At 58.9% G+C, this 22,495-nt stretch carries 28 protein-coding genes and 1 tRNA gene; 9 read left to right on the top strand and 20 right to left on the bottom strand.

All coding sequences use genetic code 11. The annotated features are described in order from the left end of the window. Genes sctS through sctU form a run of 3 tightly spaced genes read left to right on the top strand, consistent with a single transcriptional unit; the run spans position 1 to position 2,157 of the window. On the top strand, positions 1-264 hold the full coding sequence (gene sctS / locus JFT85_RS12330) for a type III secretion system export apparatus subunit SctS (protein WP_201229912.1): 264 nt from the start codon (positions 1-3) through the stop codon (positions 262-264). Positions 265-274: 10 nt separating this feature from the next. Then, positions 275-1,063, top strand: a complete 789-nt coding sequence (sctT, locus tag JFT85_RS12325; RefSeq protein WP_053254245.1) for a type III secretion system export apparatus subunit SctT — start codon at positions 275-277, stop codon at positions 1,061-1,063. Further along, entirely contained in the window at positions 1,060-2,157 is a 1,098-nt protein-coding gene (gene sctU, locus JFT85_RS12320; protein WP_201229906.1) for a type III secretion system export apparatus subunit SctU, read from the top strand. The genes sctT and sctU overlap by 4 nt, the downstream gene beginning before the upstream one ends. Here the strand turns inward: sctU and JFT85_RS12315 are convergent, their stop codons facing one another. The 19 genes from JFT85_RS12315 to JFT85_RS12225 all read right to left on the bottom strand — a co-directional run bounded on the left by JFT85_RS12315 (position 2,158) and on the right by JFT85_RS12225 (position 16,498). Beyond that, positions 2,158-2,529: a transcriptional regulator gene (locus tag JFT85_RS12315; protein WP_169875895.1), complete on the bottom strand. Its 372-nt coding sequence runs from the start codon at positions 2,527-2,529 to the stop codon at positions 2,158-2,160. Next, complete coding sequence (hrpT, locus tag JFT85_RS12310) at positions 2,526-2,729, bottom strand: HrpT family type III secretion system protein (RefSeq protein WP_053254248.1); 204 nt, start codon at positions 2,727-2,729, stop codon at positions 2,526-2,528. The genes JFT85_RS12315 and hrpT overlap by 4 nt, the downstream gene beginning before the upstream one ends. Continuing rightward, on the bottom strand, positions 2,726-4,867 hold the full coding sequence (sctC, locus tag JFT85_RS12305) for a type III secretion system outer membrane ring subunit SctC (RefSeq protein ID WP_069551943.1): 2,142 nt from the start codon (positions 4,865-4,867) through the stop codon (positions 2,726-2,728). Before sctC ends, hrpT begins: the two co-directional genes overlap by 4 nt. 14 nt (positions 4,868-4,881) lie before the next feature. Then, the gene (locus JFT85_RS12300; protein WP_053254250.1) at positions 4,882-5,280 is read right to left on the bottom strand and encodes a hypothetical protein; all 399 of its coding nucleotides are present in this window, start codon (positions 5,278-5,280) and stop codon (positions 4,882-4,884) included. Between the two features lies 1 nt (position 5,281). Beyond that, positions 5,282-5,497 (bottom strand): hypothetical protein, encoded by a 216-nt coding sequence (locus JFT85_RS12295; protein ID WP_053254251.1) that lies wholly within the window; start codon positions 5,495-5,497, stop codon positions 5,282-5,284. 96 nt (positions 5,498-5,593) lie between these two features. Beyond that, positions 5,594-6,193: a type III secretion system stator protein SctL gene (gene sctL / locus JFT85_RS12290; RefSeq protein ID WP_169875894.1), complete on the bottom strand. Its 600-nt coding sequence runs from the start codon at positions 6,191-6,193 to the stop codon at positions 5,594-5,596. A gap of 16 nt (positions 6,194-6,209) precedes the next feature. Then, positions 6,210-6,767 (bottom strand): type III secretion protein, encoded by a 558-nt coding sequence (locus JFT85_RS12285; RefSeq protein ID WP_242486533.1) that lies wholly within the window; start codon positions 6,765-6,767, stop codon positions 6,210-6,212. After that, complete coding sequence (gene sctJ / locus JFT85_RS12280) at positions 6,742-7,524, bottom strand: type III secretion system inner membrane ring lipoprotein SctJ (RefSeq protein WP_053254253.1); 783 nt, start codon at positions 7,522-7,524, stop codon at positions 6,742-6,744. The genes JFT85_RS12285 and sctJ overlap by 26 nt, the downstream gene beginning before the upstream one ends. Positions 7,525-7,530: 6 nt before the next feature. Further along, on the bottom strand, positions 7,531-7,899 hold the full coding sequence (locus JFT85_RS28470; RefSeq protein WP_232005447.1) for a hypothetical protein: 369 nt from the start codon (positions 7,897-7,899) through the stop codon (positions 7,531-7,533). Between the two features lie 62 nt (positions 7,900-7,961). Continuing rightward, on the bottom strand, positions 7,962-8,147 hold the full coding sequence (locus JFT85_RS12270; RefSeq protein WP_053254254.1) for a hypothetical protein: 186 nt from the start codon (positions 8,145-8,147) through the stop codon (positions 7,962-7,964). 178 nt (positions 8,148-8,325) lie between these two features. Beyond that, positions 8,326-9,249: a sigma 54-interacting transcriptional regulator gene (locus tag JFT85_RS12265; protein ID WP_053254255.1), complete on the bottom strand. Its 924-nt coding sequence runs from the start codon at positions 9,247-9,249 to the stop codon at positions 8,326-8,328. Between the two features lie 337 nt (positions 9,250-9,586). Further along, a complete protein-coding gene (gene ychF, locus JFT85_RS12260) occupies positions 9,587-10,687 on the bottom strand; it encodes a redox-regulated ATPase YchF (protein ID WP_053254256.1) in 1,101 nt (366 codons plus the stop codon). Between the two features lie 21 nt (positions 10,688-10,708). After that, complete coding sequence (pth, locus tag JFT85_RS12255) at positions 10,709-11,293, bottom strand: aminoacyl-tRNA hydrolase (protein ID WP_053254257.1); 585 nt, start codon at positions 11,291-11,293, stop codon at positions 10,709-10,711. Between the two features lie 167 nt (positions 11,294-11,460). Continuing rightward, positions 11,461-12,060 (bottom strand): 50S ribosomal protein L25/general stress protein Ctc, encoded by a 600-nt coding sequence (locus tag JFT85_RS12250; protein ID WP_053254258.1) that lies wholly within the window; start codon positions 12,058-12,060, stop codon positions 11,461-11,463. Positions 12,061-12,198: 138 nt separating this feature from the next. Next, complete coding sequence (locus JFT85_RS12245) at positions 12,199-13,140, bottom strand: ribose-phosphate pyrophosphokinase (protein WP_003208392.1); 942 nt, start codon at positions 13,138-13,140, stop codon at positions 12,199-12,201. Between the two features lie 46 nt (positions 13,141-13,186). Next, a tRNA-Gln gene (locus JFT85_RS12240) sits at positions 13,187-13,261 on the bottom strand. Between the two features lie 37 nt (positions 13,262-13,298). Beyond that, positions 13,299-14,102 carry a 4-(cytidine 5'-diphospho)-2-C-methyl-D-erythritol kinase gene (gene ispE / locus JFT85_RS12235; protein WP_207201168.1) on the bottom strand — a complete coding sequence of 268 codons (804 nt, stop codon included), beginning with the start codon at positions 14,100-14,102 and terminating at the stop codon, positions 13,299-13,301. 49 nt (positions 14,103-14,151) lie between these two features. After that, complete coding sequence (gene lolB / locus JFT85_RS12230) at positions 14,152-14,769, bottom strand: lipoprotein insertase outer membrane protein LolB (protein WP_053254260.1); 618 nt, start codon at positions 14,767-14,769, stop codon at positions 14,152-14,154. 4 nt (positions 14,770-14,773) lie between these two features. After that, a complete protein-coding gene (locus JFT85_RS12225) occupies positions 14,774-16,498 on the bottom strand; it encodes a tetratricopeptide repeat protein (RefSeq protein WP_053254261.1) in 1,725 nt (574 codons plus the stop codon). Between the two features lie 182 nt (positions 16,499-16,680). Between JFT85_RS12225 and hemA the strand changes: the two genes are divergently transcribed. From hemA to JFT85_RS12195, 6 genes are all read left to right on the top strand, one after another. Next, entirely contained in the window at positions 16,681-17,970 is a 1,290-nt protein-coding gene (hemA, locus tag JFT85_RS12220; protein ID WP_053254262.1) for a glutamyl-tRNA reductase, read from the top strand. Continuing rightward, positions 17,967-19,049, top strand: coding sequence for a peptide chain release factor 1 (prfA, locus tag JFT85_RS12215; protein WP_053254263.1), 1,083 nt, complete (start codon positions 17,967-17,969; stop codon positions 19,047-19,049). Before hemA ends, prfA begins: the two co-directional genes overlap by 4 nt. Continuing rightward, the gene (prmC, locus tag JFT85_RS12210) at positions 19,050-19,880 is read left to right on the top strand and encodes a peptide chain release factor N(5)-glutamine methyltransferase (RefSeq protein ID WP_073637326.1); all 831 of its coding nucleotides are present in this window, start codon (positions 19,050-19,052) and stop codon (positions 19,878-19,880) included. After that, positions 19,874-20,629, top strand: coding sequence for a molybdopterin-synthase adenylyltransferase MoeB (locus JFT85_RS12205; RefSeq protein ID WP_073637325.1), 756 nt, complete (start codon positions 19,874-19,876; stop codon positions 20,627-20,629). Before prmC ends, JFT85_RS12205 begins: the two co-directional genes overlap by 7 nt. After that, the gene (gene murI / locus JFT85_RS12200; protein ID WP_053254266.1) at positions 20,622-21,416 is read left to right on the top strand and encodes a glutamate racemase; all 795 of its coding nucleotides are present in this window, start codon (positions 20,622-20,624) and stop codon (positions 21,414-21,416) included. Before JFT85_RS12205 ends, murI begins: the two co-directional genes overlap by 8 nt. A gap of 111 nt (positions 21,417-21,527) precedes the next feature. Further along, entirely contained in the window at positions 21,528-22,046 is a 519-nt protein-coding gene (locus tag JFT85_RS12195; RefSeq protein ID WP_053254267.1) for an acyloxyacyl hydrolase, read from the top strand. 136 nt (positions 22,047-22,182) lie between these two features. On the opposite strand, the gene JFT85_RS12190 is transcribed toward JFT85_RS12195, so the two are convergent. Next, positions 22,183-22,488 (bottom strand): YkgJ family cysteine cluster protein, encoded by a 306-nt coding sequence (locus tag JFT85_RS12190; protein ID WP_016977069.1) that lies wholly within the window; start codon positions 22,486-22,488, stop codon positions 22,183-22,185. Between the last annotated feature and the right edge of the window lie 7 nt (positions 22,489-22,495).

Here is a 22,495-nt window from a genome sequence, read left to right as displayed (position 1 = left end):
ATGGAACCGATCGTGCTGTTCAAGCAGGGCATGCTGCTGGTGGTCGTGTTGTCGGCCCCGCCGCTGATCGTGGCGGTGGTCGTTGGTGTACTGACTTCGCTGGTGCAGGCCCTGATGCAGATCCAGGACCAGACGTTGCCGTTTGGCATCAAGCTGGTGGCGGTGGGTATCACGCTGGCTTTGACGGGCCGTTGGATTGGCGTGGAATTGATCCAGTTGATCAACCTCACCTTCGACATGATCGCCCGCTCGGCGCTCAACTGAGGCATTGCCTGTGTTGCTATACCTTGAGTTCCTGCCCAGCCTGCTGATTGGCATGGCGCGCATTTACCCCTGCGCGTTCCTGGTGGCGGCGTTTTGTTTTCAGCACATCCGCGGTATGCCCCGGCACACGATCGTGATGGTCATGGCGCTGCTTCCCGCACCCGGTATCCACGCCGCGTTGACGGGTAGTGACTACTCGGCACTGCTGCTCGCCGGGCTGGTGCTCAAGGAGGCGATGCTGGGTTTTTTGCTGGGCGTGTTGCTGTCGATGCCGTTCTGGATGTTTGAGGCCGTAGGGGCGCTGTTGGATAACCAGCGGGGTGCCTTGGCCGGTGGCCAGTTGAACCCCTCGCTTGGCCCGGACGCTACGCCCGTCGGCCACCTGTTCAAGGAACTGGCAATTTTTCTATTGATGGCCACCCTGGGCCTCGGGGCGCTGACCCAAGTGATTTGGGACAGCTACGAAATCTGGCCGCCGACCGCCTGGTTCCCGGTGGTAGGGCCTAATGGGTTTGGTACTTTTATCGCGCTGCTGGGCGATACCTTCACGCACATGATGCTCTACGCGGCGCCCTTTATCGCGGTGTTGCTGTTGCTTGAGTTCGGCATCGCTTTGCTTGGGCTTTACAGCCCCCAATTGCAGGTGAGTACGCTGGCCCCACCGGTCAAATGCCTGGCGGGGATTGGTGTTTTGATCCTGTACTTTGCGTTGCTGCAGGACTTGATCGTCGGGCGCATGGTGTTACTGGGCGACCTCAAGCACTCCCTCGGTTTGATGTTCAAGGTCGCGACGCCATGAGTGATTCAGGCGAGAAAAAGCACCCCGCCAGTGCCAAAAAACTGCGCGACCAGCGCAAGAAAGGCCAGGTCGCCCAAAGTCAGGATGTCGGCAAATTGCTGGTGCTGACCGCCATCAGTGAAATTGCGTTATTCACCGCCGAAACCAGTCTGCAGCGCTTTCAGCAACTGATGGCGTTGCCCCTGTCGCGCATCGGCCAGCCTTTTGTTCACGCCCTTGAGGAAGTGCTGTTGGACGCCTTGCGGGTGTTTTTCTCCTTCGCCCTGTTGATGGTCGGCGTGGCGATTGCCGTGAAGTTGATCAGCAGTTGGATGCAGTTCGGGCTGCTGTTTGCACCGGAAACCTTGAAGCTGGATTTCAATCGCCTCAACCCGCTCAAACAAGCCAAGCAAATGTTCTCCAAACAATCGCTGATGAATGTGTTGATGGGCATCGTCAAGGCGGTGCTGCTAGGCCTGATTCTGTACGTGGTGATCGGCCCGTCATTGAGCGCATTGATCAACCTCGCCAACAGTGACCTGCAAAGTTACCTGCTGGCGCTTATCACCCTGTTTCGCCATTTGCTGCATGCGTGCCTGGGCTTGTTGCTGGTGCTGGCGCTGATTGACCTGACACTGCAAAAGTATTTCTTTGCCCAGCGCATGCGCATGACTCAGGTTGAGGTCGTCAAGGAGTACAAGGACATGGAGGGCGACCCCCACGTCAAGGGCCAGCGGCGCCAGCTCGCGCAGCAACTGGCTCAGGAGGAGCCGAAGGTCAAGCTGCCCAAGCTCGAAGAAGCCGACATGCTGGTGATCAACCCCACGCACTTTGCCGTTGCCTTGTACTACCGCCCCGGTACAACCCCACTGCCGTTGTTGGTGGACAAGGGCACCGATGCCGAGGCGCGACAATTGATCGCCCGCGCCAAGGCCGCTGATGTGCCGGTGATCCAATGTGTGTGGTTGGCGCGTACGCTGTATGAGAAAAAGCTGGGGGCGAGCATTCCTCGCGACACGTTGCAGGCGGTGGCCCTTATCTACCGGACCTTGCGCGAGCTGGATGATGACGCCAAGCGTGAAACCCTGGAGTTGCCGGAGCTTGAGCAACGCTGATCAGCGAGTCATGCGGCCGTCCAACGCTTCAAGGTTAGCCAGCGAGAGCATCCGGCTGAGCGTTGCCTCACGTTCAGTGCGTTGTGCAGGCAGCGCATGCCAGATCACCAGGGCGCGTTGGCCATCGAGGTAGGCAAAGCAGCCCTCGAACGCGACGGCCTGTTCGAAACGGCGTTGCAATACGCGTTGCAACTGCCCGGCCTGCAACGCCTCGCCGGCGATTTGCAGGCTCAGCCCCTGGCGTGCGCCGACCTGCACTGTGCACAGCTTGATTCCCGGGCTGAGCGCCTGGAGAGCGGCATCGCCGCTCTCCAGGCGGTCCAGGAACGTTTGGCGGTCCAAGTCATTGCCAGGTAGGCCCATCGCACTCATCGTTCCAAAGACACTGTCTGATAGTCCGGGCGCTCGCCGGATGGGCCAGGGGCCACGCGCATCTGCGGCGGCCACCAGACCACCAGCGTGTCAGCACTCGATTGCGGGCGTGTGCAGGAATCGCCTTTGCAGGTGGGCGTACAGCCGGCGACGAGCAGTGCCGCACCGATCAGGGTGGCGTACAAGAGTCCGTGGTTCATGGTGTGGTCTTCTGGGTTGGGGTGAGGAGGGAAGGGCGTGTCACGCCAATGTGTTCATCCTTCACGACGGGACGCATGGCGATGAACACTTCGGCTTCCTCACCCGGCTTGAGCCAGGCGCGTGGCCAGACACTGACCGCCAGGGTCTGCGAGTTGCTGCATTCATTTTCATCGATACGCACATTGCGTTTGATCTGGTTGCGCAGCACCACGACCGCCACGTTGAACTGTGGGCCGCTGTACCACTGGCTGCGTTCGGTGTTGAGTGCCAACACATCGCGAGTGGTGCACAACGTGTTCAACCCCAAAGGCATCGGCCCAGCCTTGAAGCCATCCGGCACTTGCCCGCTGACCAGACGCGCCAGGGTGCCGGTGATGTCGCTGCGCTTGATCTCCGGCTGGTGAGGAGAAAGGCGGCGGGCCAAAGGTTTGAGGGCGGCCTGCAATTCGGCCTGGTCTTCTTGGGGCAAGTAGCGTGAGGGGTCGTCCTGATCGCCGATGACCCGTGGGGTCAGGATGAACAGGCGTTCGCGGCGGTTATTCAGTCGCTCAGTCGAGGAGAACAACGCCTTGCCCAGCAACGGGATATCTCCCAGCAGTGGCACCTTGTTTCGCTTGTCTGTGTTGTTCGTAACGTGGAACCCACCGACCACCAACGAGCGTTTCTCTGCCATCACCGCTTGTGTGCTGACCTTGCCTCGGCGTACATCGAGGTCTTTGATCGAGGGGTTGGACTCATCGAAATTGCCGTCTTCAATATCCACCACCAAATGGATCTGATGGCTGCCGCGGCTGGTGATGACCCGCGGCACTACCTGAAAACTGGTGCCGACGGTGACCGGCAAAATGGTTGCGTTCTCTGTGCCCGCCTCCAGGAACCGCGTGCGGTTGAAGTCGATGACCGCCGGCTGGTTTTCCAGGGTGAGCACCGACGGGTTGGAGACCAGGGTCGCCAGGCCTCGGGCCTCCAGGGCGCGTACGGCAGCGATAAAACTGTCGCGGTTGGCAATGGCCAGCTGTGAGGTGGTGCCGGGCGCTACGCTGGCGCCGCCACGGAAACGGCTGTTTTGGAAGCCCCAGGTGACCCCGAATTCGTTCAGCTGCGTGCGCTCGATATCGAGGATGATTGCGTCGATCTCCACCAGTTTGCGCGCCACGTCGAGTTGGGTGATCAACTCGCGGTACATCGCCTGGCGCTCCGGCAGGTCGTAAATCAGTACCGCGTTGTTACGCACGTCGGCCTCGACACGGATACGACTGGTTGCACGTGAGGTGCGTGGGGTGAGCGATGCGCCGGTCGCCAACTCCCCGGTGTTGGCTGAAGTGCCGAGCATTTGCTCCAGTAGCGGGTTATTCAGCCGGGGCACGTTCGGCGTCACCAGAGCGTTTTGCGGCTGGGCGCCGGGAGGCTGGCTCGCGCTCGAGAGTGCGGAGGGCGTGCGCGGTTCCAGCAACCCGCGCAACATCGTGGCGATGCCCGGGATGGTCAGTTTTTCACCGCGATAATCCACAACGCGGTCGGTGGCGTTGGCAAACTTCAGTGGATAACTCAGTACGCTCTGTTTTTCATCCGGCACGCGGCGCTGGCTGCTGAATTGTTTGATCTGTTCGATATAGCGCCTGGGGCCGGAGACCAGCACCACGCCGTCTTCGGGCAGCTCGCCCCAGCCGAAGCGAGCATCGAGCAGGCCGATATCGGTCAGTGCTTGCTTGAGATCGGAGAGGGTCTCGGAGGAGACTTCCAGTCGCGCCGACTCTTGCTGGTCCAGCGTGCTGATGTACAGCGTGTTGTTGTACAGGTACCACTGAAAGCGGTGCTCAACGCTGAGCCTGTCGAGCAATGATTGAGGGGTGTTGGCGCGTATCTTGCCATTGACCAGGCCTTCCAGCAGGCCTTCGACCTGTAGCTGGATGCCAAAGGTTTGCGCGAAATCTTCCAGCACTTCCCGCAGGGGCTTGTGCTGCGCCTCATAGGCGTAGGCGGTGTTTTTCCATTCGGGCGGAATGGCGGCCACGGCGCTTTCCAGAGGCGCCAGCAACCAGGGCAGCAGCAGCAGGCTGCGCCAGTGACTACTTTTGGTCGCGCACGCAGACGAGTCGGCGCACAAACTTAGGCGTTTGTGGGGCTTGTTGTACATGGAGAGTTCTCTGATTAATGCGCCAGCGAGCGTAGCGACAAAGAAGGGGGCGGCAGTGCCGGCCGAAGCTGGCGCGCGACCATCGCGCGCCAGGCGTCACGTTGGTTGAGCAGGTTTTCGACGCAGCTCAAGACGTGTCTTGCATCCAGATCATCCGGCAGCGGCAGGCACTGAACCAGCCACAGCGTGCCAGTGTCGGGCGCTTGCGCCAGGGCACCCTGGAAGTGGTTCAGGCTGGGTTCACCTGGCCGCATCCAGGTTTCCAGTTGCGCGTTATCGGGCCTGTGCAGCGTCAGTTGGACACTCAATCGCAGTGTGTCCGACAGGCGTTGCAGGGTCATTGCGTAGCCGTCTTCAAACAGGCTGAGTGAGTCTTCACGACCCTGCGCCCAGTGGATGATCAGGGCGCTCAACTTACTGCACGCCGTCGAGCGCTGTTTTGAGCAGCATGTGCCGGGCACGGATCTGTTCGTGAAAGGCCCACTTGGCATTACGTTGCTGCAGGCCCAGTTCGAAAAGGTCGACATCGGCGTCGTCTATGTCGGGATCCGCTATCGCCGTTTCCGCGCGATTTTTTTCAATGTCGCTTCGTCTCAACAATTGGCTCTTCAGGTTTGCGTAGAATTCCATAGACGTTTACTCGTGATGTGTATCAGCTATGTGGTGTGCAGATCGCCACCAGTTCCATGCGGATGAACGTTTTTGAGCCCTCAGGATTGCCACGTTTCACCCAGGGCGGTCACTTGAAAATGCTTCTTCGGTGACGAGTAAAATTTTGCGCATCGAGGCCCAATCGATACGAAAGTCGCCCTCGTCTGTTTCCAGTACCAGTGTCTGCGGCCTAACCCTGTTATCCGCGCGAAGTGCCCAGTGGGTGATGTCCAGCATGGCGAGAGATTGCTTCAGACTCTCCACCTCCTGCGGGTGACACAGGAGTGTTGCGGTGACGCTGGGAAGCTGTGTGGCCATCAATCGTTTGATCAGGGCGGTGAGGCGTTGCGCGGGGGGAATGTCGTCCAGCAGGCAACACAGTGCCTGGTCGGCGATCGACGTGGCGTATCGCTCCAGGTGGTTGCACAGGGTTTGGCGTTGGTGTTCCCACTGTTCGAGCTGGGCGTTCGCCCGTTGCCAGAATGCCAGCTGGGCTTGCTCAAGCAGGGCGTCGCGCTGTTTTGCTGCCTGGCTCAGTACCTCATCGGCCTGGGCTTTGGCACGCGCCAGCATTTGGCTGGCGTGAGCACTCTCCCTGAGCATTTCCTGGGTAATCAACACAGGTGCCTGGCCGGGGGAGCTGTCGTATAAGTCAATTTTGCGTCGGCATAGCATCGAGGGGCAGCTCTGTTCAGTTTAGGAAGTCTTCGTCGCTCGTGGTCGTCACTCGCCAGACGATGGCTTGCCAGAGCGTGTCGAGCCGACTGTGTGCGTCTTCAAGTGAGTAAGATGTGGCTTCCATTTGCTGCACCCGTGGGCGTGAAAAACGCAAGCGAAGCCGTTGCCAGATGGCAGGGGAGACCCAGGCACGCAATAGCTGCAGTGGATCGTCGTCGGGCTGCAACAAGGCTTCAGGGCTTAGCGCTTTGGAGAGGCGCAGGCACCATTGGTGATGGATGTCGCTTACCGGTCCGTCGATAGGGCGATGACAGGTGTTGCCCAGCAGAGCCAGCATCTGGTTGAGTTGTTCGGTTGAGGCGAGGGCCAGCCGAAGTACGCTGGTGTGAGGGGGCGGCGGCAGGCAGGGCGCGATACCCAGCAGCTTGCTGATTCGCGCGTGCTGGGCACGACGGAGTGCGTCCACGCTGTCCTGGTCAAGTACACGCCAATCTGCATGTGAGGCTTCCCAGGGAAAGGCCCACCATTGGGCCCAGGCGCGATGTTCACTCATCGGGTAACGTTGCCCCATGGGGGGTCGCCTGCGCGCGCTTTCGGTTACGCCAGAACAGTCCGCCGGCCACTGCCAGCACGCTACCGACCACTAATAGCGCTACGCAGGCGCGCCAGAACGCAACGTCGCCTTCCGGGAGCAGGAAAGGCCCGAAATAGCCCAGTCGCTGCTGTTCCGTATAGGCGGTGGACGGGACAAAAACCACGGTCAGTTTTTGTGAGTTATCCACTGCCGTCGACATGCCGGGGATACTGCTGGCGACCATACGGCGAACCCGGGCGCGAATATTATCGGGCTCAAGCCTGGGGTCATGTTTGATAAACACCGACGCGGAGGCGGGTTGCACCGGTTCCCCTGGCGCGACACGTTCGGGTAGCACGACGTGGACGCGTGCGACGATAACGCCGTCGATATTCGACAGGGTGGCTTCGAGCTCCTGGGACAAGGCATAGATATAACGAGCTCGTTCCTCCAGCGGGGTGGAAATGACGCCCTCCTTGCGAAAGGTTTGCCCCATCGTCACCCGTGCAACCTTGGGCAGCCCGGCGGCTTCCAGCGTACGAACCGCCCGGCTGATGTCCGAGGCGCTGACACGAACAGTCACGCCCTCTTTGGCCGGGACTTTTTGTGCGCGTATGTGTTTGTCCGCCAGTTCCGCGATGACCTCATTGGCTTCCTGTTCGGACAATTGGCGGTGTAATTCAACACTCTCACCGCAGCCGCTCAGCATGAGTAACAGCGATAACATGAAGCCCGGGGTCAGGAGACGGATCATTTTTACCTACTGCAGGTTGCTGATTTTTTCGAGGAATTGTGCGGTTTTACCAACGCTCTTGGTCAGCACCTGGGTGAGCAGCATGGTGTCTGAAAGGTTGCCGGCATAGTTGGCGCTGTCCTTTTCCTTGTTCCCGGTGCTGTAGGCACGCAGGCCCTTGGTCAAGCCGGTGGTCGACTTGATCAGCTGATTGGACGCATCGACCAGTAGGTTTGAGGATGGGGACGCTGATGAAGCAGTGACGCGGCGTGCCGAACCTTCCAGTTGTGAGCTGAAAAAACTCACATCTTCCCGTGGGAGCGTCGACTCTTGAGAATGGGTGGAAGGGGGCAGGGCGTTGTTGTTACCCGACATGAGGTTACGGTCTACACGCATAGAGGGCCTTCACGAGTGATGGAAGTAGCCTCTCCTGCCGTTGGGCAGGAGAGGTTGGCGAGTTATCGCACGGCTTCAGCGTTCTTTTTTGCTTCGTTTGTTTCGTAAACCTTGTTGCTTCGTACGAAGGATTTACGTTGCATTTGGTCGCGCTCCCGCTCCAGGTCCTCGTTGTTTCCGGTGGAACCAGAACCGAAGTTAGCGCCGAGGGCGGAGAGGAAGGATGAAATGCTATTGATGCCGCTCATGTTGAAGTCTCCACAGTTAGTGTAAGAAATATCAAGGGTAAGCCAAGTTGACTGTCGGTGTTTACGACGTCTTAGAAAGCGCCTGGCTTGTAACGTGTGTGGTCGCTCCCCACAAAAGCGTTCCAAATATTTCACCGTGGGTATTTCAAATTGTACGTTTAGGTTGCAGTCACTGACGTTAACTCAGTGCTATATCCAATTGCTTCATCCGGTAGTAAAGCGTGCGTTTGGCGATACGCAGTTCAACCGCCACGTCCTCTACGTTATGCGAATGACGGCGCAGCGACTCTTCAATCAGTATTTTCTCTATTTGTTGTAAGCGGTCTTTCAAGTTCAACGGTATTTGCTGGGCCGGCACCGACGTCACTGACAGCGGTGGCAGCCCCAGTACAAAGCGTTTGGCCGTAGAGCGCAGTTCGCGCACATTGCCCAGCCAGGCGTGACATAACAGTTGTTGCAGCAACTCGTTGGAGGCAAGAGGAGGGGCGTAGTTGAAGTTGTCGGCCTCCTGTCGAACCATGTCGAGGAACAAGGGCACAATCCGCTCGTGCCGCTCTCGCAGGGGCGAGAGCTTGATGTTGACGACATTCAGGCGGAAATACAGGTCACGCCGGAATGTGCCTTGTTCGACCATCTCATGCAGTGACTGCTGGGCGGAGGCGATGACGCGCATGTTCACAGGGATGAAGCGGGTGGACCCCAGGCGTTCGACACCGCGGGCTTCCAGCACACGCAGTAGTTTGGCTTGCAGCGACAGCGGCATGCTGTCGATCTCATCCAGGTACAACGTGCCCAGGTGCGCGGTCTCGATAAAGCCTGCCCTCGACTGCACTGCGCCGGTGTAGGCGCCACTGTTGACACCGAAGAGCTGGCTCTCCGCAAGGCTTTCCGGGATGGCGGCGCAGTTAACTGCAACGAAGTTGCCACGCCGGCCGGACAGGCGATGTATCCGTTGTGCCAAGGTATCTTTGCCAGTACCGGTTTCCCCTAATAGCAGGATGTCGACATTGAGTGCGGCTGTCGTATTGAGTGTGTTTTCAATATCCACGTCCTCAATGAACGGGACGTCCAATTCATCTTCCTTTTGGTAGGCAGCCGACATTTTGCTATCACTTCACTGTTAGTCGCGGGGTATTCAATGGGGCGCAGTAGACCGTAATTTATCCTGGGTGTCACTGTTCTTTAAGTAGGAAAATGTCTTGGTCTATATCAGGATTTTTAAGTGCGCGCTACGCTGAGTTTAGTTCAAGCGTTGTTGTCGGAAAGTGCGGGTTTTATGTGTAGGATTAAACTTAAAGTCCAGTGGATTAAATGAGGCTTGTTTTATTGGGTTAAAGGGCTTAAGGCTTATATCAGGTTGCGACATGCCAAACAGCAGACACAAAAAAGCCGATGCAGTGCATCGGCTCTTTGTTTGCGACGTACGCCGCAGGTAACGCTTAAACGTTGAAGCGGAAGTGCATCACGTCGCCATCCTTGACGATGTATTCCTTGCCTTCCAGGCGCCATTTACCCGCTTCCTTGGTACCGGCTTCACCCTTGTACTGGATGAAGTCGTTATAGGCGATGACTTCGGCGCGGATAAAGCCTTTTTCGAAGTCGGTGTGGATCACGCCGGCGGCCTGTGGTGCAGTGGCACCGACTTTGACGGTCCATGCGCGTACTTCTTCGACACCGGCAGTGAAGTAAGTCTGCAGGTGGAGCATTTCGTAGCCCGCACGGATTACACGGTTCAAGCCAGGTTCTTCCAGGCCCAGAGCCTCGAGGAACATGTCTTTTTCTTCGCCGTCATCCAGTTCGGCAATTTCTGCTTCGATCTTGTTGCACACCGGAACAACGATGGCGCCTTCTTCGTCGGCAATAGCCTTGACCACATCGAGCAGCGGGTTGTTCTCGAAGCCGTCTTCAGCAACGTTGGCGATGTACATGACCGGCTTGGTGGTCAGCAGATGGAAGCCTTTGATCACCGCTTTTTCGTCGGCATTCATGCTCTTCATCAGGCTGCGCGCAGGTTTGCCCAAGGTGAAGTGAGCGATCAGTTGCTCCAGCAGGCCTTTCTGGACCACGGCATCTTTGTCGCCGCCCTTGGCGTTACGCGCGACTTTCTGCAGTTGCTTTTCGCAGCTGTCGAGGTCGGCGAAGATCAGTTCCAGATCGATGATCTCAATGTCGCGTTTCGGGTCGACGCTGTTGGAAACGTGAATCACGTTCTCGTCTTCAAAGCAGCGGACCACGTGGGCGATGGCATCGGTTTCACGGATGTTGGCCAGGAATTTGTTGCCCAGGCCTTCACCTTTCGACGCGCCGGCCACCAGGCCCGCGATGTCGACGAATTCCATCGTAGTCGGCAGGATGCGCTTCGGATTGACGATAGCCGCCAGTTCCTGCAGGCGCGGGTCCGGCATGGCCACGATGCCGCTGTTGGGTTCGATGGTGCAGAAGGGGAAGTTCTCCGCCGCAATACCGGACTTGGTCAAGGCGTTGAACAGGGTGGATTTGCCGACGTTGGGCAGGCCGACGATGCCGCAATTGAATCCCATGGTGTTTCCCCTCGGTAAGAGTCAGGCCTTCTGGCTGTGCAGGTTTTTCATCGCACGGTTCCATTCACCGGCGAAGATATCCGGCAGCACGCCGAGGGCAAAGTCGATGCTGGCATCGAGTTTTTCCTGTTCGGCGCGTGGCGCACGACCCAGGACGAAATTTGAAACCATACTGGCGACGCCTGGGTGGCCAATGCCGAGCCGCAGGCGGTAAAAATTATTCTGATTGCCCAACTGCGCAATGATGTCGCGCAGGCCATTGTGGCCGCCATGCCCGCCGCCTAACTTGAGTTTGGCAACGCCGGGTGGCAGGTCCAGTTCGTCATGGGCCACCAGGATTTCTTCGGGTTTGATCCGGAAGAAGCCCGCAAGCGCCGCGACAGCCTGGCCGCTGCGGTTCATGTAGGTGGTGGGAATCAGCAGACGAACATCCTGACCCTGGTGCGAAAAGCGCCCGGTCAGGCCAAAATATTTGCGATCAGCCGTAAGGCTCACACCTTGGGCGTGGGCGATACGCTCAACAAAAAGGGCCCCCGCGTTATGCCGGGTCTGTTCGTATTCGGCGCCTGGATTTCCCAGGCCAACGATCAGTTTAATGGCAGTCACGACAGGGGCCCTTCCTTTGGAGTTGTGGGTAACATCGCCAGACCTCAGTGCGGCGAAAGTGGACGGCAGGAGCTAACTTATCCAGAGATAAACTTCGCGTTGTCGCCCGCTTTCTCGCTACGTTCTGGTCCGCGATGTTTCCTCAAGCTCCGGCAATACAGAGTGAATTACTCTGCAGCGCCTTCTTCAGCTTCTGGTGCAACGCGTGGAGCGTGAACGTTTGCAACAGCTTTGTCATCACCGTGAGCCAGTGCAACAAACTCAACGCCTTTAGGGGCTTTGAGGTCGGACAGGTGAACGATGTCGCCGATTTCCAGAGCCGACAGGTCGACTTCGATGAACTCAGGCAGGTCTTTCGGCAGGCAGGTCACTTCGATCTCGGCAACAACGTGCGAAACTTCGCCGCCTTTCTTGACCGGAGCTTCTTCACCAACAAAGTGCACAGGCACGATAGCGGTCAGTTTCTGACCGGCTACTACGCGTACGAAGTCAGCGTGCAGCACGTGGCCTTTGGCTGGGTGACGTTGCAGGGCCTTGATGATGACGTTCTGCTTCTTGCCGCCAACGTTCAGCTCGATGATGTGGCTGTAGGCCGCATCGTTTTCGAGCAGTTTGGCAATTTCTTTGGCCAGCATGCTGATGGATTCAGGGGCTTTTTCGCCACCGTAAACTACAGCTGGAACCAGGCTTGCGAGACGACGCAGGCGGCGGCTCGCACCTTTCCCCAGGTCGGAACGCAGTTCAGCATTCAAAGTAAAATCGTTCATGTTGTATCTCCAAAATAACCACATTCGCCCCAGCGTTTGCGACCAGCGCTAAAGGCGATATGGGCAAAAAAGCCCCGCCCCAACAGAATGCTGGGGCGGGGCGCTTTTCGTCAGTGTGTGTTTCGTAAGGGCTGACCCTTAACGGAACATCGCGCTGATCGATTCTTCGTTGCTGATGCGGCGAACCGCTTCGGCAACTACCGGTGCGATATCCAATTGACGGATACGCGAACAGGCTTGAGCTGCTGCGGACAACGGGATGGTGTTAGTCACCACCAGTTCGTCCAGCATGGAGTTCTCGATGTTCTCGATCGCTCGGCCCGACAGCACAGGGTGTGTGCAGTAGGCGAAGACTTTTGCTGCACCGTGCTCTTTCAAGGCTTTGGCCGCGTGGCACAGGGTGCCGGCGGTGTCGACCATGTCATCAACCAGAATACAGGTACGCCCTTCGACATCACCGATGATATGCATCACTTCGGAGTGATTAGCTTTTTCACGGCGTTTGTCGATGATCCCGAGATCCACGCCCAGGGATTTGGCAACCGCCCGTGCACGCACGACGCCACCAATGTCCGGGGACACGATCATCAGGTTTTCAAAGCGCTGATCTTCGATGTCATCCACCAATACCGGGGAGCCGTAGATGTTATCTACCGGAATATCGAAGAACCCCTGGATTTGGTCAGCGTGCAGGTCAACCGTGAGAACACGGTCGATGCCTACCACGGTCAGCATGTCAGCGACGACTTTCGCGCTGATAGCCACACGTGCGGAACGCGGACGGCGATCCTGACGGGCATAACCAAAGTAAGGGATTACAGCTGTGATTCGAGTCGCTGAGGAGCGGCGGAAGGCATCAGCCATCACGACGAGTTCCATCAGGTTATCGTTGGTCGGAGCGCAAGTCGGCTGAATAATGAAGACGTCTTTACCGCGGACGTTTTCATTGATCTCGGCTGTAATTTCGCCGTCGGAGAATTTACCGACAGAGATGTCACCGAGAGGGATATGCAGCTGACGTACGACACGTCGAGCCAGATCGGGGTTGGCGTTCCCCGTAAAGACCATCATCTTGGACACGCGCAGTACCTAGAGGCTGAGGGTAACCTGGATGAGTATTAGAAAATGGCAGGGGCGGCTGGATTCGAACCAACGCATGGCAGGATCAAAACCTGCTGCCTTACCGCTTGGCGACGCCCCTGTATCTGTTGCAACGAGTACCCAGTACTCGGTTCCTTTTAGAGCAGACTTTGCAGCTTGCGATGCAACATCGAAACGTTGCTTCCCTTTGCTACAAACCCTGTAAGGGTCTCTGTAAGAAGGGCCGAGACTTTATCAGCTTCAGCTTTGCTTGGGAAGCCCCCAAACACACAACTTCCAGTTCCGGTTAATTTTGCTTCGGTAAATTTACCTAACAAATTCAAAGCGTTACGTACCTCTGGATAACGCCTTGCTACAACCGGTAAGCAGTCATTTCGACTGTTTCCCTTGGGAACGGGGCGCACTTTAATGGGAGGAGAGTTACGTGTCAACAGTGGATCTGAAAAAATTTCTGCTGTACTTACAGATACTTGCGGAACAAGCACGACATACCACGGCTCTTCGGGGTATTCCGGGGTGAGTTTTTCGCCCACGCCCTCGGCAAAAGCCGCGTGCCCACGCACGAAAACCGGGACGTCGGCGCCCAGTGTCAGGCCCAGCGTGGCCAGGCGATCGAGGTCCCAACCCAGTTGCCATAAGTGATTCAGGCCGAGCAGCGTGGTCGCGGCATTTGAACTGCCGCCACCGATACCGCCGCCCATAGGCAAAATTTTATCGATCCAGATGTCGATGCCGAGCGCGCAACCGGATTGCTCCTGAAGTTTTTTCGCGGCTCTCACAATCAGATTGCTGTCGTGGGGCACGCCGTCGAATTCGGTGTGCAATTTGATCGCGCCATCGTCGCGTATGGCGAAGGTCAACTCATCGCCGTAGTCGAGAAACTGAAACAGCGTCTGCAGCTCGTGGTAGCCGTCTTCACGGCGACCCAGAATGTGCAGCATCAAATTGAGTTTGGCCGGGGAGGGCAGGGTCAAGGTGGTGGCGGTCACGTTATTGCCCCAGCTTGCGCGGTTGCCATTCCTTGATCACCAGCGTGACGTCAAGGTCGGTGCCATGCAGTTTGATGCGCTCGGGCAGCCAGTAGGCGCCCTGTTGCACGTAGCTGAGGTATTCAACCTGCCAGCCATCCTGCTCCAGCGTGGCCAGGCGACTGTCGCCGTTGAGGCTCAGCCGGCTCTTGCTGTCCGGTGCGGGCAACCCGCGCACCCACCAGACCAGATGGGACACCGGCAATTTCCAGCCCATCTGTTCTTCCAGCAAGGCTTCCGGCGTGGTCGCTTCATAGCGCCCCTGGTTCGCGACTTCAAGGCTCACTTGCCCGGGTCGACCGGTCAGGCGCGCCGCGCCTCGGCCAAGCGGCCCTGACAGGCGAATGTCGTAATAGTCCTGGCGCTGCAGCCAGAACAATGTGCCGCTGCCGGAATCTTTCGGCGCGCGAACCCCGACCTTGCCATCGATCTGCCAGCCGTCGATGCTGCTGAGCTGCTCTTTGTGCTGTTTCCATTGCGCCGGGTTGCCCTGGCCTTCAACGGATTCACGGCTGCCTATGCCCGCGCAACCGGCGAGCAGGGCGATAAAACTGAAAACAATAACGTGGCGCAAAAACATAAGTTTAAAGGGTCTCGGATCCGGTCAGGCGCTTGATGGTGCCGCGCAGGATGGGGCTTTCGGGTTGTTCCTTGAGGAATTTTTCCCAGATTTGTCGTGCTTCGCGCTGTTTGCCATTGGCCCAGAGCACTTCGCCCAAATGGGCGGCGACTTCCTGATCGGGGAAGCGCTCGAGTGCCTGGCGCAACAAGCGCTCGGCCTCGTCCAGGTTGCCCAGCCGGTAATTGACCCAGCCCAGGCTGTCGAGCACGGCAGGGTCTTCCGGGTTGAGCTTATGGGCTTGCTCGATCAGCACCTTGGCTTCGGCGTACCGCGTCGTACGGTCAGACAGGGTGTAACCCAGGGCGTTCAGCGCCATGGCGTTGTCCGGATCGCGCTTGATGATCAGGCGCAGGTCTTTCTCCATTTGCGCCAGGTCATTGCGTTTTTCCGCCTGCATGGCGCGGGTGTACAACAGGTTCAAGTCGTCCGGGTATTGCAGCAACGCTTGTTGCAGCAACTTCCAGGCGCGTTCGCCCTGTTTGTTGGCTGACAAGGTTTCGGCCTGGATCAGGTACAACTGAATGGCGTAGTCAGGTTCGGCGTCGCGTGCTGCCGCCAGGCGTTTTTCCGCCTCGTCGGTGCGGCCGTTGCTCATCAGAATGTCGGCCTGGCGCAGTTGGGCCGGCAGATAGTCATTGCCGGGGCCGACCTGGGCGTATTCGAGCAGGGCTGCCTGCGGGTCGTTGCGCTCTTCAGCGATACGGCCGAGGTTGAGATGCGCGGAGTCGACATGGCTTTCGCGCTGGATCAGTTCCTCAAGGTAACCCTTGGCCTCGTCCCAGGCCTTGGCTTCCAGGCATACCAGTGCCAGCGAGTAGCGCAATTCATCGTCGTCCGGGTATTGCTGGACCAGGTTGGCGAACTGCACTTTGGCGTCCTCCATACGGTCCTGCTCAACCAGCATGCGCGCATACGTCAGGCGCAGGCGCTTGTCGTCCGGGTACTTTTTGATGCTTTTTTCCAGCAGCGGAATCGCTTCCTTGCCGCGATTGAGGTTCTGCAGCAGGCGTGCGCGCAGCAAAATCGGGGCGATCTCGCCGTCTTCCGGCGGGTTCTGCTCCAGCAGCTTCAGCGCGGCGTCGGCTTCGTCATCCTGTTGCAGCAGCAACGCCTTGCCGAAAATCAGCTGGCTGTTCTTCGGATGCTTTTGCAGCAGGCGGTCAAAACTCTTCATCAGGCCATTGCGGGTGTCCTGGTCGGTGTCGGCCGCCGACAGCGCGAGAAAGTCGAAATGCGTGTCGCCCTTGCCCTGCAGGACTTTCTCCATATAGACCATGGAGTCGTCGTAACGCCCGGCGCGCGCCAGTTGCACAGCGGCTGCGCGTTGCGCTTCCAGATCCTGCGGTGCGTTTTTCGCCCAGATCAGCGACGTGTCCAGCGCGGCCTGGTCAGCACCCAGGTATTCGGCGATGCGAAATGCACGCTCCGAAATGCCGGGGTCCTGGGTATTGATGGCCTGGGTCACGTAGTTATCCAGGGCAATGTCGAAACGATTGCGCTGGCCGGCGAGTTCCGCCGTCAGCAAGCTGTAGATCGTTTCTTCACTGAACGAGGAATAAACCTTGGGCTTTTCAGGGGCGGGGGTGCTGTCTTCCACCGGCGGCGTACCGTCCGGCGACACGGGGGCCAAGGCCTGGCAGCCGCTGAGGAAGACAAAAGCAAGGAGCAACGCGGAAGATCTATTCATATAGGAAGAGGACGACTAACCTGCGGTCGGATCATCATGACACAAGCCTTCGGCCAAACATAACCGAGTCTCAGTGGGTGCCTTTATAGACACAAGGCATTAGGACAATAGCCTACGGTGGTTGTTCTGAATCATTCGAAGTAGGACAATTGTCGGCTTCCCGACATCATCAGCGATATTGAATGGCCTTCCTTGCACTCGGTATTAACCACAAGACTGCTTCTGTAGACGTGCGCGAGCGCGTGGCGTTTACGCCCGAGCAGTTGGTTGAGGCCTTGCAGCAGCTCTGCCGGCTCACCGACAGCCGCGAAGCTGCGATCCTTTCGACCTGCAATCGCAGTGAGCTTTATATAGAGCAGGAACATCTTTCAGCGGATGTGGTGCTGCGCTGGCTGGCTGATTATCACCATTTGGACCTCGACGACCTGCGCGCCAGCGCGTATGTGCACGAAGAGGATGCGGCAGTTCGTCACATGATGCGCGTTGCCTCAGGGCTCGACTCGCTGGTGTTGGGCGAACCGCAGATCCTTGGCCAGATGAAATCTGCCTACGCCGTGGCCCGCGAGGCCGGAACCGTGGGCCCGCTGTTGGGCCGTCTGTTCCAGGCCACGTTCAATTCGGCCAAGCAAGTGCGCACCGACACCGCCATCGGTGAAAACCCGGTGTCCGTGGCGTTTGCCGCTGTCAGCCTGGCCAAACAGATTTTCAGCGACTTGCAGCGCAGCCAAGCGCTGCTGATCGGTGCCGGTGAAACCATTACTTTGGTCGCCCGCCACCTGCATGACCTCGGTGTGAAGCGTATTGTGGTGGCCAACCGCACCCTGGAGCGTGCCAGCATCCTCGCCGAACAGTTCGGTGCGCATGCCGTGCTGCTCTCGGACATCCCGGCCGAACTGGTGCGCAGCGATATCGTCATCAGCTCCACCGCCAGTCAGTTGCCGATCCTTGGCAAAGGCGCGGTCGAGAGTGCGTTGAAGTTGCGCAAGCACAAGCCGATTTTCATGGTGGATATTGCCGTTCCCCGCGATATCGAGCCAGAAGTCGGCGAGTTGGACGACGTTTACCTCTATAGCGTCGACGATTTGCACGAAGTGGTCGCCGAAAACCTCAAGAGTCGCCAGGGCGCTGCCCAGGCCGCCGAGGAAATGGTCAGCACCGGCGCCGAAGACTTCATGGTGCGCCTGCGTGAACTGGCGGCAGTGGACGTGCTCAAGGCTTATCGTCAGCAAGGTGAACGCCTGCGTGATGAGGAATTGGTCAAGGCCCAGCGTTTGCTGGCCAACGGCAGCAGCGCCGAAGAGGTGCTGATGCAATTGGCGCGTGGCTTGACCAACAAGTTGCTCCACGCCCCCAGCGTTCAGTTGAAAAAGCTTACTGCCGAAGGCCGCCTCGATGCGCTGGCCATGGCCCAGGAACTCTTTGCCCTCGGTGAGGGCGCGTCAGATAGCTCTTCGGATAAAAAACCGCAATGAAAGCGTCACTGCTCAATAAACTGGACGTGCTCCAGGACCGTTTCGAAGAACTGACCGCCTTGCTCGGCGATGGCGAGGTCATCTCCGATCAGACCAAGTTCCGCGCCTATTCCAAGGAATACGCCGAAGTTGAGCCGATTGTGGCCACCTACAAAAACCTCATGAAGGTGCAAGGCGACCTCGAAGGCGCCCAGGCGCTGCTCAAGGACAGCGACCCGGACATGCGCGAAATGGCCGTGGAAGAAGTCCGTGAAGCCAAGGACAAACTGGCCGAGCTGGAAGGTGATCTGCAGCGCATGCTGTTGCCCAAGGACCCCAACGACGGGCGCAACGTGTTCCTCGAAATCCGCGCCGGCACCGGTGGCGACGAGGCGGCGATTTTCTCCGGCGACCTGTTCCGTATGTACTCGCGCTACGCCGAACGCCGTGGCTGGCGCGTCGAGATTCTGTCCGAGAACGAAGGCGAGCACGGCGGCTATAAAGAAGTGATCGCCCGAGTCGAAGGCGACAACGTCTACGGCAAATTAAAATTCGAATCCGGCGCGCACCGTGTGCAGCGGGTTCCGGCGACCGAATCCCAGGGCCGTATCCACACCTCGGCGTGCACCGTGGCCGTGTTGCCTGAGCCGGACGAGCAGGAAGCCATCGAGATTAACCCGGCGGACTTGCGCGTCGACACGTACCGCTCTTCGGGCGCCGGTGGTCAGCACGTCAACAAAACCGACTCGGCAATCCGAATTACTCACTTGCCGTCGGGCATCGTGGTGGAGTGCCAGGAAGAACGTTCCCAGCACAAGAACCGTGCGCGGGCCATGTCCTGGCTGTCGGCCAAGCTCAACGACCAGCAGACCAGCGCCGCTGCCAACGCAATTGCCAGCGAGCGTAAGTTGCTGGTGGGTTCGGGCGACCGCTCCGAGCGTATTCGGACCTACAACTTTGCCCAGGGCCGGGTCACCGACCACCGGGTCAACCTCACCCTTTATTCCCTCGACGAGATTCTCGCCGGTGGCGTTGATGCGGTGATCGAGCCCTTGCTCGCCGAATACCAGGCCGATCAATTGGCGGCGATAGGTGAATAAATGACCATCATTGCCAGCCTTCTGCGCGCCGCCGACCTGCCAGACTCGCCCACCGCGCGCCTGGATGTGGAATTGTTGCTGGCCGCCGCCCTGGGCAAGTCGCGCAGCTACCTGCACACCTGGCCGGAAAAGATCGTCAGCAGCGAAGATGCGCTGACCTTTGCCGACTACCTGCAACGTCGCCGTAGCGGTGAGCCGGTGGCGTATATCCTCGGCCAGCAAGGCTTCTGGAAGCTGGACCTGGAGGTGGCGCCTCATACGCTGATCCCGCGTCCGGACACCGAGCTGCTGGTGGAAGCCGCGTTGGAACTGTTGCCTGCCAACCCCTCCAGGGTGCTCGACCTGGGCACCGGCAGCGGCGCCATCGCCCTGGCCCTGGCCAGCGAACGCCCGGCCTGGCAGGTCACGGCGGTAGACCGCGTGCTGGAAGCCGTGGCCCTGGCCGAGCGCAATCGCCAGCGCCTGCACCTGAAGAACACCACGGTGTTGAACAGTCATTGGTTCAGCGCTCTGCAAGGCCAAACCTTCGACCTGATCATCAGCAACCCGCCGTACATTGCCGATAACGATCCCCATCTGGTGGCCGGTGACGTGCGTTTTGAGCCCGCCAGTGCCCTGGTGGCCGGCCCTGATGGCCTGGACGATTTGCGCTTGATCATCGCTCAATCCCCGGCCCACCTGAACGCCGGTGGTTGGTTGTTGCTTGAGCATGGCTATGATCAAGCGCCTGCCGTGCGTGACTTGTTACTGGGTGAAGGCTTTGAAAACGTACACAGCCGTATCGACCTTGGCGGCCACGAACGCATCACGCTGGGGCGTCGCCTGTGCTGAGCGATCAGGAGCTGTTGCGCTATAGCCGACAGATTCTGTTGCAACATGTCGACATCGAAGGCCAGTTGCGCCTGAAAAATGCCCGCGCGCTGATCGTCGGCCTTGGTGGGTTGGGCGCGCCAGTCGCGCTGTATCTGGCCGCCGCCGGCGTGGGCGAGTTGCACCTGGCGGACTTCGACACCGTCGACCTGACCAACCTGCAACGCCAAATCATTCACGACACGGACAGCGTTGGGCAGACCAAGGTCGATTCGGCCATGCGTCGTCTCACGGCGATCAACCCAGGCGTCAAACTGCTCGCGCATCGCACCGCGCTGGATGCCGATTCGCTGGCGGCGGCGGTGGGCGCCGTTGATGTGGTGCTCGACTGCAGCGACAACTTCTCGACCCGCGAAGCCGTCAACGCCGCCTGTGTCGCTGCCGGCAAGCCATTGATCAGCGGCGCGGCGATTCGCCTGGAGGGGCAATTGTCGGTGTTCGACCCGCGTCGCGCCGAAAGCCCCTGCTACCACTGTTTATACGGGCACGGCAGCGACACTGAACTGACCTGCAGCGAGGCCGGCGTCGTCGGCCCATTGGTGGGCCTGGTCGGCAGCCTGCAAGCACTGGAAGCCTTGAAGTTGCTGGCCGGCTTCGGCGAGCCGTTGGTGGGGCGGCTGTTGCTGATTGATGCCCTGACCACACGTTTTCGCGAGTTGCGCGTCAAGCGCGACCCGGGTTGCAGCGTGTGTGGGGCACACCATGGTTAAGGACGCGCCAATCGGTGTGTTCGATTCCGGCGTCGGCGGCCTGTCGGTGCTGGATGAAATCCAGCAGTTGCTGCCCCATGAGTCGCTGCTGTACGTGGCTGACGGCGGGAATATCCCGTATGGCGAAAAATCTCCGGCGTTCATTCTTGAGCGCTCCCGTATTGTCGCGAAGTTTTTCCGCGAGCAGGGCGCCAAAGCCTTTGTGATTGCCTGTAATACCGCCACTGTCGCCGCCGTGGCCGATTTGCGCCAGGACTATCCCGACTGGCCGCTGGTGGGTATGGAGCCTGCGGTCAAGCCGGCGGCTGCCGCCACTCGCAGTGGTGTGGTCGGTGTACTCGCCACCACCGGCACCCTGCAAAGCGCCAAATTCGCCGCCTTGCTCGACCGCTTTGCCACCGATGTGCGGGTCATCACCCAACCGTGCCCGGGCCTGGTGGAGTTGATCGAAACCGGTGACCTCAAGAGTGCCGCCCTGCGCCAGATGTTGCAGGGCTATGTCGAGCCGTTGCTCAGCGCCGGTTGCGACACCATCATTCTCGGCTGCACCCATTACCCCTTCCTCAAGCCACTCCTGGCGCAGATGCTTCCCCCGAGCATCATTCTGATCGACACCGGTGCCGCCGTGGCCCGGCAGCTCAAGCGGCTGCTGGGGGAGCGTGACCTCCTGGCGTGTGCAAACCCTGAACCTGCACAGTTCTGGACCAGCGGCGACGTTGATCACCTAAGAAATATCCTACCGACACTATGGAAATCTCCTGGAGTTGTGCGTAATTTTGGCTGGTGAAAAATTCGTGAAAAATCGGGGTTAGACGCTGAACTTCTGACACCACGCCAGCTTCTATAGCGAGTTAGCCTGTACAAAACCATACAACTTTGTTCTCAAGGACTGTTTCTTATGAAGCGCTTGTTCTGTTTGGCTGCGATTGCGGCCGTGGTGGTAGGACACTCGGTTTCGGCCCAGGCGGCTGGCCTGGAATTGGGTGTGGGGAGCACCAGTGATTCGACCATGACCTATCGGCTTGGGCTGACGTCGGAGTGGGATAAAAGCTGGTGGCAGAGCGATACTGGCCGCCTGACTGGCTATTGGAGCGGCGCCTACACGTATTGGGATGGCGACAAGCGCGCGAGTGTCAGCAGCCTGTCTTTCTCGCCGGTGTTTGTGTACGAGTTTGCCGGCCAGTCGGTCAAACCCTATATCGAGGCGGGGATCGGCGTAGCCGTGTTCTCACGTACGCGGGTCGAAGACAACAACATCGGCCAGGCCTTTCAGTTCGAAGACCGCCTGGGCTTTGGTTTGCGCTTTGCCGGTGGGCATGAGGTGGGCATCCGCGCCACGCACTATTCCAACGCGGGTATCAGCAGCAATAACGACGGGGTAGAGAGCTACTCGCTGCACTACACGTTGCCGTTGTAATCCTGAGAACACCGCTCAAACCAAATGTGGGAGCTGGCTTGCCTGCGATGCAGGCGCCTCGGTCTATGCGTTGCACCGAGGTGATGCGATCGCGGGCAGGTCCAGCTCCCAGAGTCGATTGGCGCCACATCCAGGTTCAGCGGTAAGCCGTCGCAATCCCTTCGCGCTCGGTCAAACACTCCGGCGCGCCCATCTCGAACTCCCGACAGATCAGCGGCCGTCGCTCGTAAATCGTGCACATCATCGTGTCCCGATCCAGCGCCGCGCACCAGCCGTCGTCCAGGCGCAGCATCACTTCGCCGCCCCAATCGTCGGTATCGATATAACGCTCCGGCACGCCCGTGTCGGTGATCAGCATGACTTCCAGCTGGCAGCAACAGGCCGCGCACGTCGAGCAGGTGACGGCGGGTTCGGTGATTTGAGTGTGCGGGATGTTAGTCATAGGCGCG

The organism is Pseudomonas sp. TH04, from assembly GCF_016651355.1.
GTDB lineage: Bacteria > Pseudomonadota > Gammaproteobacteria > Pseudomonadales > Pseudomonadaceae > Aquipseudomonas > Aquipseudomonas fluorescens.
Note: the sequence above shows the minus strand (reverse complement) of the source record. Positions and strands in the feature narration are given on the sequence as shown.

Coding starts and splice junctions, on each gene's coding strand:
- prmC (WP_073637326.1), top strand. CDS start 19,050: ATGACCATCATTGCCAGCCTTCTGCGCGCCGCCGACCTGCCAGACTCG.
- lolB (WP_053254260.1), bottom strand. CDS start 14,769: ATGTTTTTGCGCCACGTTATTGTTTTCAGTTTTATCGCCCTGCTCGCC.
- ychF (WP_053254256.1), bottom strand. CDS start 10,687: ATGGGATTCAATTGCGGCATCGTCGGCCTGCCCAACGTCGGCAAATCC.
- JFT85_RS12195 (WP_053254267.1), top strand. CDS start 21,528: ATGAAGCGCTTGTTCTGTTTGGCTGCGATTGCGGCCGTGGTGGTAGGA.
- hemA (WP_053254262.1), top strand. CDS start 16,681: ATGGCCTTCCTTGCACTCGGTATTAACCACAAGACTGCTTCTGTAGAC.
- JFT85_RS28470 (WP_232005447.1), bottom strand. CDS start 7,899: ATGCGTGTAGACCGTAACCTCATGTCGGGTAACAACAACGCCCTGCCC.
- JFT85_RS12225 (WP_053254261.1), bottom strand. CDS start 16,498: ATGAATAGATCTTCCGCGTTGCTCCTTGCTTTTGTCTTCCTCAGCGGC.
- JFT85_RS12315 (WP_169875895.1), bottom strand. CDS start 2,529: ATGAGTGCGATGGGCCTACCTGGCAATGACTTGGACCGCCAAACGTTC.
- sctC (WP_069551943.1), bottom strand. CDS start 4,867: ATGTACAACAAGCCCCACAAACGCCTAAGTTTGTGCGCCGACTCGTCT.
- sctU (WP_201229906.1), top strand. CDS start 1,060: ATGAGTGATTCAGGCGAGAAAAAGCACCCCGCCAGTGCCAAAAAACTG.
- JFT85_RS12265 (WP_053254255.1), bottom strand. CDS start 9,249: ATGTCGGCTGCCTACCAAAAGGAAGATGAATTGGACGTCCCGTTCATT.
- sctS (WP_201229912.1), top strand. CDS start 1: ATGGAACCGATCGTGCTGTTCAAGCAGGGCATGCTGCTGGTGGTCGTG.
- sctL (WP_169875894.1), bottom strand. CDS start 6,193: ATGCTATGCCGACGCAAAATTGACTTATACGACAGCTCCCCCGGCCAG.
- JFT85_RS12190 (WP_016977069.1), bottom strand. CDS start 22,488: ATGACTAACATCCCGCACACTCAAATCACCGAACCCGCCGTCACCTGC.
- sctJ (WP_053254253.1), bottom strand. CDS start 7,524: ATGATCCGTCTCCTGACCCCGGGCTTCATGTTATCGCTGTTACTCATG.
- murI (WP_053254266.1), top strand. CDS start 20,622: ATGGTTAAGGACGCGCCAATCGGTGTGTTCGATTCCGGCGTCGGCGGC.
- JFT85_RS12285 (WP_242486533.1), bottom strand. CDS start 6,767: ATGGGGCAACGTTACCCGATGAGTGAACATCGCGCCTGGGCCCAATGG.
- JFT85_RS12270 (WP_053254254.1), bottom strand. CDS start 8,147: ATGAGCGGCATCAATAGCATTTCATCCTTCCTCTCCGCCCTCGGCGCT.
- hrpT (WP_053254248.1), bottom strand. CDS start 2,729: ATGAACCACGGACTCTTGTACGCCACCCTGATCGGTGCGGCACTGCTC.
- JFT85_RS12250 (WP_053254258.1), bottom strand. CDS start 12,060: ATGAACGATTTTACTTTGAATGCTGAACTGCGTTCCGACCTGGGGAAA.
- prfA (WP_053254263.1), top strand. CDS start 17,967: ATGAAAGCGTCACTGCTCAATAAACTGGACGTGCTCCAGGACCGTTTC.
- JFT85_RS12295 (WP_053254251.1), bottom strand. CDS start 5,497: ATGGAATTCTACGCAAACCTGAAGAGCCAATTGTTGAGACGAAGCGAC.
- ispE (WP_207201168.1), bottom strand. CDS start 14,102: ATGCTGCACATTCTGGGTCGCCGTGAAGACGGCTACCACGAGCTGCAG.